At 36.0% G+C, this 15740-nt stretch carries 17 protein-coding genes; 14 read left to right on the plus strand and 3 right to left on the minus strand.

The features are described from left to right. Positions 1 to 108: 108 nt before the first annotated feature. The 6 genes from SAUT_RS07030 to SAUT_RS07055 are packed head-to-tail and all read left to right on the plus strand — an operon-like array spanning position 109 to position 4411. A complete protein-coding gene (locus SAUT_RS07030; protein WP_013327191.1) occupies positions 109 to 369 on the plus strand; it encodes a BrnT family toxin in 261 nt (86 codons plus the stop codon). Further along, positions 359 to 604 (plus strand): type II toxin-antitoxin system BrnA family antitoxin, encoded by a 246-nt coding sequence (brnA, locus tag SAUT_RS07035; protein ID WP_013327192.1) that lies wholly within the window; start codon positions 359 to 361, stop codon positions 602 to 604. The genes SAUT_RS07030 and brnA overlap by 11 nt, the downstream gene beginning before the upstream one ends. Before the next feature lie 36 nt (positions 605 to 640). Beyond that, positions 641 to 1546 (plus strand): protoglobin domain-containing protein, encoded by a 906-nt coding sequence (locus SAUT_RS07040; RefSeq protein WP_013327193.1) that lies wholly within the window; start codon positions 641 to 643, stop codon positions 1544 to 1546. Between the two features lie 50 nt (positions 1547 to 1596). Further along, the gene (gene abc-f, locus SAUT_RS07045) at positions 1597 to 3552 is read left to right on the plus strand and encodes a ribosomal protection-like ABC-F family protein (RefSeq protein WP_013327194.1); all 1956 of its coding nucleotides are present in this window, start codon (positions 1597 to 1599) and stop codon (positions 3550 to 3552) included. A 2-nt stretch (positions 3553 to 3554) separates the two neighbouring features. After that, positions 3555 to 4052, plus strand: coding sequence for a preQ(1) synthase (queF, locus tag SAUT_RS07050; RefSeq protein ID WP_013327195.1), 498 nt, complete (start codon positions 3555 to 3557; stop codon positions 4050 to 4052). Beyond that, entirely contained in the window at positions 4052 to 4411 is a 360-nt protein-coding gene (locus SAUT_RS07055) for a hypothetical protein (protein ID WP_013327196.1), read from the plus strand. Before queF ends, SAUT_RS07055 begins: the two co-directional genes overlap by 1 nt. 3 nt (positions 4412 to 4414) lie before the next feature. On the opposite strand, the gene SAUT_RS07060 is transcribed toward SAUT_RS07055, so the two are convergent. Beyond that, positions 4415 to 5764 carry a class II 3-deoxy-7-phosphoheptulonate synthase gene (locus tag SAUT_RS07060; protein WP_013327197.1) on the minus strand — a complete coding sequence of 450 codons (1350 nt, stop codon included), beginning with the start codon at positions 5762 to 5764 and terminating at the stop codon, positions 4415 to 4417. A 120-nt stretch (positions 5765 to 5884) separates the two neighbouring features. Here SAUT_RS07060 and SAUT_RS07065 point away from each other — a divergent pair, with 120 nt between their 5' ends. Genes SAUT_RS07065 through lysS form a run of 4 tightly spaced genes read left to right on the plus strand, consistent with a single transcriptional unit; the run spans position 5885 to position 9442 of the window. Then, entirely contained in the window at positions 5885 to 6808 is a 924-nt protein-coding gene (locus SAUT_RS07065; protein WP_013327198.1) for a GGDEF domain-containing protein, read from the plus strand. Next, a complete protein-coding gene (locus SAUT_RS07070) occupies positions 6798 to 7415 on the plus strand; it encodes a CvpA family protein (protein ID WP_013327199.1) in 618 nt (205 codons plus the stop codon). Before SAUT_RS07065 ends, SAUT_RS07070 begins: the two co-directional genes overlap by 11 nt. A 2-nt stretch (positions 7416 to 7417) precedes the next feature. Then, positions 7418 to 7900, plus strand: a complete 483-nt coding sequence (locus SAUT_RS07075) for a Fur family transcriptional regulator (RefSeq protein WP_013327200.1) — start codon at positions 7418 to 7420, stop codon at positions 7898 to 7900. Between the two features lie 21 nt (positions 7901 to 7921). After that, positions 7922 to 9442 carry a lysine--tRNA ligase gene (gene lysS, locus SAUT_RS07080; RefSeq protein ID WP_013327201.1) on the plus strand — a complete coding sequence of 507 codons (1521 nt, stop codon included), beginning with the start codon at positions 7922 to 7924 and terminating at the stop codon, positions 9440 to 9442. Between the two features lie 32 nt (positions 9443 to 9474). Here the strand turns inward: lysS and SAUT_RS07085 are convergent, their stop codons facing one another. Together SAUT_RS07085 and SAUT_RS07090 are read right to left on the minus strand one after the other, a co-directional pair. Next, positions 9475 to 10902 carry an acetyl-CoA carboxylase biotin carboxylase subunit gene (locus SAUT_RS07085; RefSeq protein ID WP_013327202.1) on the minus strand — a complete coding sequence of 476 codons (1428 nt, stop codon included), beginning with the start codon at positions 10900 to 10902 and terminating at the stop codon, positions 9475 to 9477. Between the two features lie 73 nt (positions 10903 to 10975). Next, positions 10976 to 11632 (minus strand): ferritin family protein, encoded by a 657-nt coding sequence (locus SAUT_RS07090; protein WP_013327203.1) that lies wholly within the window; start codon positions 11630 to 11632, stop codon positions 10976 to 10978. 192 nt (positions 11633 to 11824) lie between these two features. Between SAUT_RS07090 and SAUT_RS07095 the strand changes: the two genes are divergently transcribed. The 4 genes from SAUT_RS07095 to SAUT_RS07110 are packed head-to-tail and all read left to right on the plus strand — an operon-like array spanning position 11825 to position 15738. Beyond that, positions 11825 to 13072, plus strand: a complete 1248-nt coding sequence (locus SAUT_RS07095) for a serine hydroxymethyltransferase (RefSeq protein ID WP_013327204.1) — start codon at positions 11825 to 11827, stop codon at positions 13070 to 13072. Positions 13073 to 13081: 9 nt separating this feature from the next. Then, on the plus strand, positions 13082 to 13624 hold the full coding sequence (locus SAUT_RS07100) for a DUF1882 domain-containing protein (RefSeq protein ID WP_013327205.1): 543 nt from the start codon (positions 13082 to 13084) through the stop codon (positions 13622 to 13624). Positions 13625 to 13682: 58 nt separating this feature from the next. Continuing rightward, complete coding sequence (locus SAUT_RS07105; RefSeq protein ID WP_013327206.1) at positions 13683 to 14312, plus strand: SPOR domain-containing protein; 630 nt, start codon at positions 13683 to 13685, stop codon at positions 14310 to 14312. A gap of 16 nt (positions 14313 to 14328) precedes the next feature. After that, positions 14329 to 15738, plus strand: coding sequence for an anthranilate synthase component I family protein (locus SAUT_RS07110; RefSeq protein ID WP_013327207.1), 1410 nt, complete (start codon positions 14329 to 14331; stop codon positions 15736 to 15738). Positions 15739 to 15740: the final 2 nt, after the last annotated feature.

The following is a 15740-nucleotide window of genomic DNA, read 5'->3' on the forward strand; positions in this document are numbered from 1 at the left end:
AAAGTTAGCCCAACTAAATTTCCTTTGTCTTTCAATTTGGCCGTTATACATCTACATCAATTTTTCAGTAATTTTACAATTTACATATAAATATGATATACTTTCTATATGAAATACGAATATGATGAAAATAAAAGCTTATTAAATAAGCAAAAACATGGCATAGATTTTGAAGACGCTAAGCTTCTTTGGAATGATGACAGAATGGTTGAAATCGAAACATCATATGAAGATGAAATTCGTTTTATTAATATTGGAAAAATTGGAACTAGATTTTATACTATAGTTACAACTTACCGTAAAGATAAAATTAGAATTATTTCTGCAAGAAGATCACGAGAAAAGGAGATTGAAATTTATGAAAGCTGAAGAATTTGATAAAATTTTTGATGATAATGAAGAAGATATAATTGAATATCTTGATTTATCAAAAATAAAAAGACCTAACCTTGAACCAAAAAGAATCAATATTGATTTTCCTACTTGGATGGTGAAAAAACTAGATGAAGAAGCACAGCATATCGGTGTAAGCCGTCAAGCAATTATAAAAACATGGCTAGCTGATAAAATTATGGAACTGGAACATCACAAACTAGCTGTATAATAAAATATTTTTCAAACATCATAAAAAGGAAAACAGATGCAGCATTATAGAAATTTAAAAGAAGACTATCAGTTTAGTGATGAAGAGACTCAAATACTTAAAGAACTTCAACCCCGTATGGAAAAGCTTGCAGATGAATTTATAGACGGGTTTTATGATTACATATGGGGATTTGGTAAAACTGCTCAATTTTTAAAGAACAAAGATATTATTGCTCACCATAGAAAAAAAATCAAAGAGTGGTTTATTAACCTTTTTTGCGGGCAGTATGATATGCCCTATTTTATGTATCTTTACAAAATAGGTGAAATACATGTCAAAATCGGATTGCCTACACACTATGTCAATTCGGCATTTACTTATGTTCGAACTTTTATACTCACAAGTATAGAAGATAACTTCAAAGACAAACAACAGCATGTAAAAGAAATCAGAGCTGTTGAAAAAATTATAGACATGAATCTAGATGTATTGACAAGTTCTTACAGAGAAGAAGAGTTAAGTAAATTTCTATCGCTTTCCAAAGTAGAAAAAAATATTTTATCAGGTCTGAAAAAATTTAATTCTTACATAAACTATTTTTTAGCTATTGCATTAGCACTTGTGGCATTTTTTGCCATAGGACTTTTTGTATATGATGTATATATGTTAGTTGCCACCGATATAAAAATAGACAAAGGCGTATTGACCGTTCTCGGCAGTTTGCTTGTACTGTGGGCCTCTATTGAACTCATACAGGAAGAAATCCATCATTTACAGGGTAAAGGCTTTGCCATAGGTGCATTTATCATGCTCGCCATGGCTGCACTGATTCGAAAAGTATTAATATATTCGCTCTCTGCCGAAAAAGGGGAAGAATTATTAATTATAGCTGCCGTGATTGTCGGTTTGGCTGTTTCATATTGGCTTGTCGGAGCAAAGAAGAGAACAATTATAGACTAAAACGTCTCTTAACTGCTATAATTACAAAAACTAAAAAAAGTAAATTATTTATGGCATTAATAGACCTACAAAAAATCAGCAAACATTATTCTGCTCAAAAAATTCTCACCGAAGTTGACTTTCATGTTGATGAGGGTGAGCGTATTGTTATCATTGGGAAAAACGGGAGCGGGAAATCTACCTTGATGAAAATCGTCAACGGAACTCTCACACCTGACGGCGGACGACGCATCATCAAAAATGACCTTGAAGTCAAAATGCTTGACCAACGTCCCCAATTTGAAGAGGGGCACACTGTGCGTCAGGCGGTTGAAGCAGGGCTTAAAGAGCTTAACGCGGCAAAAGAGCGTTATAACGAGCTCTCTTTGCTTTTGGCTGAAGATTTTGACAACAAAGTGCTTTTGGATGAACATGAAAAGCTCTCACGTTACATCGAACACCATAATGCCTGGAATTTAGATGATAAAATAGAACGCATTATTCAACATTTTCAGCTCAAAGCGTATGAAAATAAGCCCGTTGCACTCTTAAGCGGTGGCGAGCAGCGTCGTGTTGCACTTGCTTCACTTCTGCTGCAAAAACCCGATGTACTTTTGCTTGATGAGCCTACCAACCACCTTGATGTTTATATGGTTGAGTTTTTGGAAGAGCTGATACTTAAAGAGAAGTTTACCCTTGTTTTCATTTCTCATGACCGTTATTTCATCGACCGTATTGCTACAAAAAGTGTAGAAGTTGAAGACTGCTCACTCCGCGAATACAAAGGCGGTTACAATGACTACCTTACCCAAAAAGAAGAATATCTCAGAACGCTGCAAAAACAGCATGACAATCTGCTCGGCATTTTAAAAAGAGAAAACGAGTGGTTTGCCAGAGGTGTACGTGCAAGACTCAAACGGAATGAAGGACGCAAAGAGCGTTTAATGAATTTACGAGAAGAAGCAAAAACCAACCCTGCCAAAATCCGCAAGATGTCTGTTGAGTTGCAGCGTGAGGCGAAACACTTTAACCGTGACAAAAGCATCAACAAACAAAAAATGCTCTTTGAAGTCGAAGATTTGGAACTGAAACTCGGAGACAAAGAGCTGTTGCATGACTTTTCAACACGAATTCTTCAAAAAGATGTCATCGCCATCGTCGGACCAAATGGCAGCGGAAAATCAACCCTGCTTAAAGCTCTGCTTGGGCGCATAGAGCCGACAAGCGGCAAAATAAAACGCGGAGAATTTAAAGTCGGCTATTTTGACCAGCACAGAGAGATGCTTGATGATGACAAAAACCTTATAGAGACTTTTTGTCCGCATGGAGGCGATCGTGTCAATGTACGAGGCAGTGACTTGCATGTATATGGTTACTTGAAAAATTTTCTTTTTCCCCGTGAATTTTTAGATAAAAAAATAGGCGTACTCAGCGGCGGTGAAAAAAACCGTGTTGCCCTTGCCCTGCTCTTTACACAGGATGTCGATATACTCATTCTTGATGAACCGACCAATGATTTGGATATTCCTACTATCAATATCTTAGAAGAGCAGTTGACAAATTTTCCCGGTGCTGTCATAATCGTCTCACATGACAGATACTTTGTAGATAAAATTGCAAAAAAACTCTTCATTTTCAAACCTGACAAAACCATAGAGGAGTCTCATCAGCAATACTCTGAGTATTTGGAGCTTGAAAAAGAGGTCAAAGAACTTCATGACATGGAAAAAGAGGCAACAAAAGAGGAAAAACCCAAGTTACATGTAAAAGAAAAGTCAAAAACTTTGAAACTGACTTTTAAAGAAAAAATAGCACTGGAAAAACTTCCGCAGGAGATAGAAGAACTTGAAGCAAAAATAGATGAAAAAAATGCCTGTTTGTCGGATCCTAAATGTTATGAAGAGATAGGTTTGAGCAAACTTGCCAAAGAGCTTGCAGATATAGAAGCACTCTATGAAGAAAAGGTCGAAGAACTGTTAACGATTCAAGAAAAAGAAGAAGAAATCAATGCCGCACAGGAAGTATAACAATGGATGAAAAAGAGTATAAAGCAAAACGTGCCAAAGAAGTAGCCCAGCTCGGAGCCGGAGAGACTGAGTACAAGTACGAATATGCACCCGAGCTTTTAGAGATATTTGAAAATGTTCATCCTGAGATGGATTACTGGGTTACGCTCAATGCAGACGAGTTCACATCCCTTTGTCCAAAAACAAATCAGCCTGATTTCGGCACGATTATCATTAACTATATACCTGATGTAAAAATGGTTGAGAGTAAATCACTCAAACTTTATCTTTTCAGCTTCATTAACAGCGGTGAATTTCATGAAGACGTTGTCAATAAAATCGGTAAAGATTTAGTGGCACTCATGCAGCCAAAATACCTCGAAGTTATCGGGCTTTTTTATCCAAGAGGCAACATCAGTATTCATCCGACTTTCAGTTATGCAAAAGATGAAGAAAAATACAAAGAGATTGAAAAATACAGATTTTTAAACAGAAATCTTAACCCGCAAAGAGTAGAATAATGAAATTAACACCTTTACATGTAAAAGAAAATACGACTATACAATATATGTCCCATGAACTTTTATTCCTTGCACAGAGTGGACAGCCTTACAGAGGTACAATTTATATAAATTTTACCAGTACAGGTGAAACATTTGACCTGCGTGATTTTAAAAAATATTTGACATCACTTAGAGATAAAAAATACAATGCAGAAGATATTGTCTATGAAATATATGAAACTATTACAAAAAGTATACAAACAGAGAACTTAGGTGTTATAGTTGATTTGACAGCGCGTGGAGGCATACAGCAAAGACTCTGCTATGGAGCAGAGTTTGATGCACTGCAAAAAGAAAATATATTTCAAGTAAGATAAAACTTACTTATTAGCTTCCTGCAAGGAATCTGCTATTAAAAATGCTAACTCTAATGACTGGTCTGCATTGAGACGAGGGTCACAATGTGTATGGTAACGAGAACTTAAATCTTCTTCCGTTACCGTAAATGAACCACCGATACACTCAGTAACGTTTTTACCTGTCATTTCCAAGTGAACACCACCGGCAAATGTACCCTCCGCTTTATGTACCTGGAAGAACTGTTTCATCTCAGTCAAAATATCATCGACCGGACGTGTTTTGTAGTTATTTGATGATTTTATGGTATTTCCATGCATCGGATCACATGACCAAACTACATTTAAACCTTCTCTCTCAACTGCACGAATCAGTGATGGCATATGCTCACCAACTTTGTTAGCACCCATTCTTACGATGATATTAAGGCGTCCGGCTTCATTCTCAGGGTTCACGGCTTTAGCAAGTCTTACCAAATCATCAGGATCCATAGACGGACCGGCTTTTATACCGATAGGATTTTTAATGCCTTTCATATATTCAACATGTGCACCGTCAAGCTGACGTGTTCTGTCACCTATCCAAACCATATGGGCCGCTGTATTATACCAGTCGCCCGTGATAGAATCTTTTCTTGTAAATGCTTCTTCATATGGTAAAAGCAGTGCTTCATGAGAAGTAAAAAAGTCAGTTTCACGAAGCGTTCTATATGTTTTTGATGTAACACCGCAGGCTTCCATGAATTTTAAAGATTTTTCTATATCTTCCGCTAAAGCTTCATATTTCTCACCTACTTCACTTTTATGTGCAAAGTCAAGATTCCATTTACTTACCTGATGCAGATCAGCAAGACCACCCGATGCAAAAGCACGGAGTAAGTTTTGTGTAGCTGTTGCCTGATTATAAGCTTTTATCATACGTTCAGGATCCGGCACACGCGATTTTTTATCAAAACCAATGCCGTTAATAATATCTCCGCGGTATGAATCGAGTGTAACATCGCCGATTGTTTCCGTATCAGAGGAACGCGGTTTTGCAAACTGGCCGCCAAGACGTCCTACTTTTACAACAGGAAGTCCGCCTGCATATGTCATAACAACTGCCATTTGCATTATAGCCTTAAAAGTATCGCGAATATTATCTGCATGAAATTCACTAAAACTTTCAGCACAATCACCGCCTTGCAGTAAAAAAGCTTTCCCCTGTGATACATTTGCAAGCTGTTCTTTAAGTGAACGTGCTTCTCCTGCAAATACAAGCGGCGGATAATTTTTCAACTCTTTTAAAACTGCTTCGAGCTTTGCTTTATCAGGGTATGTCGGTTGTTGTAATATTGGTTTTTCTCTCCAGCTAGACGGGCTCCAAGTACTCATTATTAGACCTTATATAATATTATTTTTGCAATTTTATCCAAATATAGATAAAATAGCTATGAGAAAAGCTTTTTTTATGCTTAAACTAGTATAATTGCGAATATTTTTATTTGGAGATTTATGAAAAAAGATGACCTAAAATCATTAGTAACTCAAATGTACGAAGATCTGCTGGAGAATATTGACTCTCAAAAAGACCCCAATAAAGAACAACTTGTTACTTATCTGCAAAATGCTGTAATGACTGTTCAAAACATCAATGAAGATGATATAAGCTCTGTAGAACATGCAAAATTGGCTTTTAGTAATGCTTACAAAGAAATCGCAAACAAGACACTATCTTCTTATAAAAATACAAATAACAGATTTGAAAAATTGACTAAAATTCACGAACAGACCGTACAAAGTTATGAACATCAACTCATTGATATGCCTTCTATAAAAGAAAAATTTAATGAAATTCAAAATCATATGTCGCAAGAGGTGCAACGTGCAAACCAGGTTATAGCACAACTTTCGGCACAGGTAAAAGAGCTTGAGAGCAGTTCAAATTTAGACGCTCTTACTAAAATATTTAACAGACGAGCACTTGATACCTATCTTAAAAATCTATGCGATAAAAAAGAATTAAAACATGAGTTGCATGTACTGCTTTTAGATATTGATGATTTTAAAAAAATAAATGACAAATACGGACATATTGCCGGAGATAAAATACTCATTTTTGTAGCTAATATGCTGAGAAAGGCATTACGTGACGGTGATAAAGTATTTCGCTATGGTGGAGAAGAATTTTTGATTGTTCTCAACAGAATAGATGTAAATACCTGCCAAGAAATTGCCGACAGAATTCTAAAACTCGTAAGCTCAAACCAGCTTTTTTATAAAGGCGAACCTATAAATGTTACAATAAGTATAGGTTCCACACTATTCTACCCTGAAGACACCCCAGAAGCACTTATAAATCGGGCTGACAAAGCACTGTACAAGTCAAAAAAAAGCGGAAAAAATCAAATAAATATGGAACTAAAAAATGGATTTTAATTATTTTGACATTATTGCAGCAATTATAATTTTGCTGCTTGGTTTAAAAGGTATTCTTAACGGATTTTTTAAAGAGATTTTTGGTCTTATAGGTATAATCGGCGGTATTTTCGTTGCATCAAGAGTTGGTGATGAAGTTGGCCATTATTTAAGTAATATGATATTTAAATTTTCCAATGAGTCTGCTATTGATTTTACAGGTTTTCTTGTTACCCTGGCACTTTTTTGGCTTATTATGGTACTTATAGGATTTGCCTTTAAAAAATTAAGTTCGCTAAGCGGTCTCGGTCCAATAGATAAAATTTTGGGTTTTGTAGTAGGTGCAAGTAAGTTTTTCTTAATAGCTGCCGTCATTGCCTATGCGGTATATAATGTAAAAGCAATCAAAACGACGCTTGATTCATCTCTTAAAACGAGTATACTCTTTCCGATTTTAGTAGAAACCGGCAGATATATTATGAAAATAGATCCTACAGAAGTTTCAAATGATATCAATACAACAATTTCACAAGGCAGCGCTGATTTACAAAAAAAAGTTGAAGACAATATAACTGCATCAACTTTACAGCAAATTGATGAAATCAAAAATAAAATACAAGAGAAATAATTATGTCAAATGTTACTACAAACTTTAATGACAGAACAGTGGAATATGAACAGCTACTCAATGATTTTAAGCAACTGCTCAAAAAAAATAATCTCAAGTTTACTATCCAACGCGAAGTAATTTTGGAAACACTTTATAATTCAGACGAACACTTAACACCTGAAGCCCTGCATCATCTTATACAGGAAAAATATCCTGAGTTAAACACAGGTATAGCAACTGTTTACAGAACACTTTCTCTGCTTGAAGATTCACATGTTGTTACTTCACTTTCATTTGGAGCACAGGGGAAAAAATATGAACTTGGGGCAAAAGAGCATCACGATCATCTTATTTGTACAGAGTGCGGAAAAATTACCGAATTTGTAGATGAAGAGATAGAAAAACGCCAACAGGCAATTACCAAAGAACTCGGATTTAAGATGAGTGATCATTCTATGCAGATATATGGTATTTGTAAAGAGTGTCAAGAAAAAGCAAAATAACAAATAAAGAAGGAAGAATTATTGATTTTTGAAAATAAATATATACAACAAAGAATAGAAAAAGCAAATACATTAAAAGACGCAGGGTACAATCCTTATGCAAATGACTCACAAAGAAATACAACTATTGAGAAATATCTTAATGTCAACTCTGATGTAGCAGAGAGCGAAAATAAACGTGATGAAAATCGCCACTATATCGTAAGCGGACGTATAAAATTTCTTCGTATTATGGGTAAAGCAAGTTTTGTGAAAATAGAAGACGAAAGCGGTATGCTGCAGATTTATGTATCACGTGACAATCTTCCTGAAGGTTTTTACAACACTATATTTAAGAAAAATATAGAAGTCGGAGACATCATTGAAGTCGGCGGTTTTCCATTTGTTACAGGACAAGGCGAACTTTCATTACATGCAGACAGTTTTAAGTTACTGACAAAAGCAATTGCACCGCTGCCTGAGAAATTTCACGGTATTACAGATAAAGAGATACGTTATAGAAAACGCTATCTTGATTTGATTATGAACTCAGAAGTGAGAAAAACATTTCAAATTCGTTCTCGTGTTATTTCTTTAACACGCCGTTTCTTTGAGGACAAAGGCTTTTTAGAAGTTGAAACACCTATGATGCACCCAATTGCAGGAGGCGCGAATGCAAAACCATTTGTGACACACCATAATGCACTCGGCGTTGACAGATATCTTAGAATTGCCCCTGAACTTTACCTAAAAAGACTTATAGTCGGCGGCTTTGAAGCAGTTTTTGAAATCAACCGTAACTTCAGAAATGAAGGAATGGATGCTACACATAATCCTGAGTTTACTTCTATTGAATTTTACTGGGCATACAAAACATATAAAGATTTGATCGAAATTACAAAAGAGTATTTTCAATATCTATTTGAACATTTGGACCTGCCGACACTTCTGCCTTACGGTGATTTAGAAGTAAATTTTGACAATTTTCAAGAAATTCCTCTTATAGAGTCTTTAACGTCTATAGGCGACGTACCGGCTGATGTTACTAGAGATAAAGAAAAAATCATCGCTTATTTGAATGAAAAAGGCGTTACAGTAAAACCGGGCATGAATTTAGGTCAGCTTCAAGGAGAACTTTTTGATGAATTTGTTGAGGAAAAACTTATAGATCCTACTTTTATAACAGAGTATCCTGTAGAGATTTCTCCACTTGCCCGCAGAAGTGATGAACATCCTGAAATTACGGAAAGATTTGAGCTTTTCATCGCAGGCCGTGAAATTGCCAATGCATTCAGCGAGCTCAATGACCCTATTGACCAACTCTCACGTTTTGAAGGACAAATGGCGGCAAAAGAGAGCGGTGATGATGAAGCCCATGAAATGGACAGTGATTTTGTTGAAGCACTCAGCTATGGAATGGCGCCGACTGCAGGACAGGGAATAGGAATAGACAGACTAGTAATGCTGCTTACAAATGAGCACAGTATTCGAGATGTATTATTGTTCCCTGCTATGAAACCTGTCACACAAGAAACAACTGAAGATTCACAAGAAGAAGTATAGAGCAATTTTTGCTCTATACAAATTGTTATATTTTAATACAAAAGATCACCCGACCCTTTTAATATAAAACTTTTATCAACAATACTTCGCTTTGATTTATGTTCTTCAAAATCAAATGTCGGCAATTTTTTCTCAAGATATGAAGTGTCAAATTTTCCTGCTTTAAAATCACTGTCTGCGACTATAGCTTTATGAAGTGGTATGTTAGTTACCACACCGTCAATAAAAAATTCATCTAAAGCTCTTGCAGCTTTTCTCACTACACCATCCCATTCTAAAGCATACACAATAAGTTTTCCTACCATAGAATCATAGTTTGGAGGGATTGTATAACCTGCATAAATACTTGTATCAAGTCTTACCCCCGGACCACCCGGTGCCATATAATTAGTAATTGTCCCTACTGCCGGCATAAAATTATTTTGTGGATTTTCAGCATTAATTCTAAATTCTATTGCATATCCGCGTATCATTATTTCTTCTTGCTTATATTTTAGTTTATCACCACCGGCTATCTCAATCATTCTTTGTATAATGTCAACACCTGAGATAATTTCAGTGACGGGATGCTCCACTTGAACTCTTGTATTCATCTCAATAAAATAAAAATCATCATTGTCATCTACTAAAAACTCAACTGTTCCTACATTCTCATACCCTATTTCTTGAACGGCATTGACTGCTGTTTGACAAAGTTTTTTTCTTGTTGCGTCACTCAACCTTGGGCTTGGTGCTATCTCTATGACTTTTTGGTGTCTTCTTTGGATTGAGCAGTCCCTTTCTCCTAAATGAACAACATTTCCGTATTTATCTGCAACAATCTGTACTTCTATATGTCGAGGATTTTGCACAAATTTTTCTATAAAGACTTCACCTTTACCAAAATATTTTATCGCTTCATTTGTTGCAGATTCAAAAAGTTCTTGGAATTCCTTTGCATTATGTACTATACGCATACCACGTCCGCCACCGCCAAAAGCCGCTTTTATAATGACAGGAAATCCTATCTCACTCGCGATTTGCTCACCCTCTTTTGCATCCATTACAGGTTCTACAGTACCCTCAAGTACCGGAACGCCGACTTTTTTTACAGCTGTTTTAGAAGCCATTTTGTCACCAAACAGTGCAATATGTTCAGCCTTTGGTCCTATGAAGATAATATCATTTTCCTCACAGGCCTTAGCAAACTCAGCACTCTCAGATAAAAATCCATATCCTGGATGGATTGCATCACAACGTGTTCTCATGGCAATATTTATTAAATTTTTGTAATCAAGATACGCTTCTACAGGATCCCCGCTAATTGCAAAAGAATTATCAGCTTTTTGTACCCAAACTCCATCTTTATCAACTTCTGAAAATATTGCAACAGTCTTAATCTCCAGTTCTTTACATGCACGTATAATTCGCAGTGCTATTTCACCTCTGTTTGCAATTAATATTTTTTTAATTTTGTTCATAAATCATTCTCACTTTCATAAATTTTACAATATTATACAACTATTGTATAAACATTTATGAAAGTGTTCCTATTTATTTACTCTCTACAAGTCTTGAAAAATACTCTTGCGGATGTTTACACACAGGACATTTTTTGGGCGGTTTTTTTCCATAATGAACATGACCGCAGACTTCGCATATCCAGGCTTCTTCTTCATCACTTTCAAACTCATGCCCGGCTGTCAGTCTTTCTAAAAGCATTTTATACATTTTTTCATGCTCTATTTCAACTTTTCCGATGGCATTAAAAAGTGCAGCAGCTTCTTTGTCACCCTCTTCTTTAGCTATTTTTGCAAAATCCGGATACATATCAGAATTTTCATAATGTTCACCGTTAATAGCATCCTGTAAATTTTCAGCCGTTATTCCAAAATTATTTTCTCTGTCAAACTTCATTCTGTTATGCAGTGCCAACTCTAATTTTGCATGCTCTTTTTCATTATTTGCCGCTCGTTGAAAATGAGCTGCGATATCTCTACAACCCTCTTTTTGTGCTACTTTTGCATAAAATTCATACTTATTTCGGGCTTGGGATTCTCCTGCAAAAGCTTTCATTAAATTCACCAAAGTAAGATTTTGTGTAATCATTTCCATTGCCTGACCACAACAATGCAACTCTCCACCGCCAACTTCCTGTACTTCTACTATGTTTCCACATTTATTACATCTGTATGTTTCGTACTTTCTCATGATAACGCCTTTATTTTGAAATCTACCATCATTATGGCACACCCAAACTTAAAGGATAATTATTTTCCTTTATTTATATTTTTGGCTTTACATGTAAATAATAAATATAAAGCTGACTAATTATTCAGAACAAAATTATTATATTTTTAGTACAATAAGTATATTTTTATTTTTTACAAGGAATTTTATACCATGAGTTTTTTAAAAGAGTACGATGAAGAAGTGTATAACTTATGCGAAAAAGAGCTAGAGAGACAAACTGATCACTTAGAGATGATAGCAAGTGAGAACTTTACGCTTCCTGCAGTTATGGAAGCTATGGGCTCAGTATTTACAAACAAGTATGCTGAGGGTTATCCTGCAAAACGCTACTATGGCGGATGTGAATATGCAGATAGTGTTGAACAGCTGGCAATAGACAGAGCATGTGAACTTTTCGGATGTAAATATGCAAATGTGCAACCGCACTCAGGTTCTCAGGCAAACGGTGCCGTATATGCAGCACTTTTAAAAGCGGGTGATAAACTTTTAGGAATGGATTTAAGCCACGGCGGACACTTGACACATGGTTCAAAGCCGAGCTTTTCAGGAAAAAACTACTCTAGTTTTACTTATGGTGTAGAGCTTGACGGACGTATTAATTATGAAAGAGTTTTAGACATTGCTAAAATTGTTCAACCTAAAATTATCGTCTGTGGTGCTTCTGCATATGCACGTGAAATTGATTTTGCAAAATTCCGTGAAATCGCTGACGAAGTTGGTGCCATTTTATTTGCAGATATCGCACACATTGCCGGTCTTGTAGCAGCAGGTGAACACCCTAGCCCATTCCCACATGCACATGTTGTGACAACTACAACACACAAAACACTTGCAGGGCCTCGCGGTGGTATGATTATGACAGATGATGAAGATATAGCAAAAAAAATCAACTCTGCAATTTTTCCTGCGCTTCAAGGAGGACCATTAGTACATGTAATCGCTGCAAAAGCGGTTGGTTTTAAACACAATCTTGCACCGGAGTGGAAAGATTACTCGAAACAGGTAAAAGTAAATGCTAATGTATTGGCTGAAGTGATGATGAAACGCGGTTATGACGTGGTAAGTGGCGGAACAGACAACCATCTAGTGCTTATCAGCTTTGTAGGTCGTGAAATTTCAGGAAAAGATGCTGATGCAGCACTTGGAAATGCAGGTATCACTGTAAATAAAAATACAGTTCCGGGTGAGACAAGAAGTCCATTCGTTACTTCAGGTATTCGTGTCGGTTCCCCTGCTCTTACATCTCGCGGTATGAAAGAAAAAGAGTTTGAACTCATAGCAAACAAAATGGCAGATGTTTTAGATGATATCAACAATACAGAACTTCAAGCTAAAATAAAAGAAGAACTTAAAGCTTTGGCACAGAACTTTGTAATTTACAATCAACCAACATATTAAGGTCACAACATGACTGCCATGGATTTAAAACTTATAAAAATGGTGAGTGACCACTACTGGATTAAAAGAGATACGGTAGTGAATAAAATCACTTTTAAAGGGCGTACTTTTTACAATAAATTTGAAAAGGTCAATGCCCCTTTGAATCAGTCTGTTATCAACAAACACATAAAAGGTGAGATAACTGTAGCTCACTCCGTGGTAGACAAAAAAGGTATCGTTGAAAATATTGTTATTGATTATAACGGCAGAGACCCTGAGAGATTTTATCACAAAGCACAGCTTCTTTTACGCGAAGAGGGTTTTATCAACTTTACGGCTTATGAGACAAAGACCAAAGGGCATTTACATGTATATATTCATAAAGGGCATACAACTCTGCAAGAGGCTATACAGCTGGGTAAGATGATCAGTATGAAACTTGCGGCAAAACAGCCAAAACAGTGGAGAATGTTTCCAAACAATGATATGCCCGATGAATATAACATTTTAACGCTGCCTTATGAAGTGTATGCAAAAGAACGCGGAGCTTCGTGGTCGAAACATATGTAAGTTGCTTCTTTAGTATATTTTTGGTATCATAAAGCAAATAAAAAATTGAGGTAATCCTATGAATGATAAGAATGAATTAAGTGATATCGTCCTAAATAAAAACGGCTCATCCAGCTCAAATAAAAAAATAATTCTTGCTGTTGCAACATTGGGGATTATTTTAATTATAGTTGTAATGCTTATGAATTCACTCAGTTCACAAGGCACAGACAATTTACCTCAAGCAGTTCTACCGCCTGAGCCTCAAGCTCAAGTAGCCACACAAAAAGCGACTGAAGAACCTCTTTTTGAAGATGTGGAAGTTATACAAGACAACGCATCAAGTGATGAGGATTTAGATAAAATCGCCCAAAAGCTCAAACAAGAGAGTGCACAAGAACAAAAAGTAGTTGCTGCACCAAAAAAAGTAGTTACGAAGAAAAAGAAGGTAGCACCGAAGCCTCAAGCAACATCGACAGTAAAATACTATATACAAGTCGGTTCATTTTCAAAATATGAACCAAATAAAAAATTCTTAAAATCTATTACGGATTTAGGGTATAAATATACATATCATAAAGTAAAAATCAATGCAAAAACACTTAACAAAGTATTGATTGGACCATTTAAAACACAAAAAGAAGCAAATAATGCTAAACGTGTTATTCGTGCCAAAATTGAGCCGGGTGCATTTTTAGTAAAATTATAATTTTACAAGGGTAGTATTGATACATTCTAAACAATTTACACAAGATCAGTTAGCGCCTATTGCCGTTTATTCAAAACTAAAAAATCTTTTTAAAGATGAAATCAGCTATCTTTTTGAGAGTGCCGGGCAAAGTGAAGGTAATTACAGCTTTATCTGCATAGGGGCAAGAGAACGCCTTCAATATATAGATGATAAAACAGTTTATACAGATGTCAGCGGTGAAAAACACATAAAAGAAGAAAATCCTTTTGCATTTTTAAAAGAGTACTATAAAAACATAGATACAAGTGAATATAAAACTGCTACAAAAAAGCTGAATGTCGGTTATGTTGACGGTTTTATCGGTTATATCGGTTATGATATGGTGAAAGTCTTTGAACCAAAACTCAAAACTTTTATGGATGATTTAACAGATGAGTTAAATACCCCCGATCTGGATTTGGTACTCCCTAAACTTGTTCTTGTTTATTCACATAAAAATCATCAAATAACACTCATTTCAACCCTCAAAGAGTATAGTGACAAATTCCAATCTATTGAAGATGATTTAAAAGGCACCTATACTTATAAGCACAGAGTTTATAATATCGGTGATGACAAGGGAAGCTTTGCTCACACCAAAGAAAAATTCTTTGAAATGATAGACAAATCAAAAGAAATGATACGCAGCGGAGATGTTTTTCAAATTTTGATGACAAACCGTTTTACACGGCATATAAAAGTCGACCCTTTTAGTTTTTATAGAATTTTACGCACAAAAAACCCTTCTCCTTATATGTTTTTGATGGAGTATGAAAATTTCAGCATTGTCGGTTCTTCTCCTGAGGTTATGGTGCGCTTAACAGAAGGTGAACTGCTTCTGCGCCCAATAGCAGGAACAAGAAAACGCGGTGCTACAAAACAAAGAGACAAAGAACTCGAAGAAGAACTTCTTGCAGACCCTAAAGAACTCGCCGAACATTTGATGCTCATTGATTTAGGCAGAAATGATGTCGGACGTGTTGCAAAAACAGGCACGGTCAAAGTGGAAGACATTATGCACATAGAACGTTTTTCTCATGTTATGCATATCGTTTCTGATGTGGTTGCCACGCTTAGTGATGACAAAGATATGTTTGATTTGTTCATGGCAACCTTTACGGCAGGAACAATGACAGGCGCACCTAAAATCCGTGCAATGGAACTCATAGCAGAGTATGAGGGCTTAAAACGCGGTTTTTACAGCGGGAGCATCGGTTATTTCGGGTTTGACGGCAATATGGACAGTGCTATTACGATACGTACTGCTTTGGTAAAAGAGGATAAAGTTGTTCTGCAGGCCGGTGCAGGCGTCGTTGCAGACAGTGTCAAAGAGCTTGAATATCTTGAAGTCAATAACAAGTTAGGTGCACTCATTCACTCTCTTGAAGATTTAGATAAAAAATAACA

The sequence above is a fragment of the Sulfurimonas autotrophica DSM 16294 genome, from assembly GCF_000147355.1.
GTDB classification, from domain to species: Bacteria; Campylobacterota; Campylobacteria; order Campylobacterales; family Sulfurimonadaceae; genus Sulfurimonas; species Sulfurimonas autotrophica.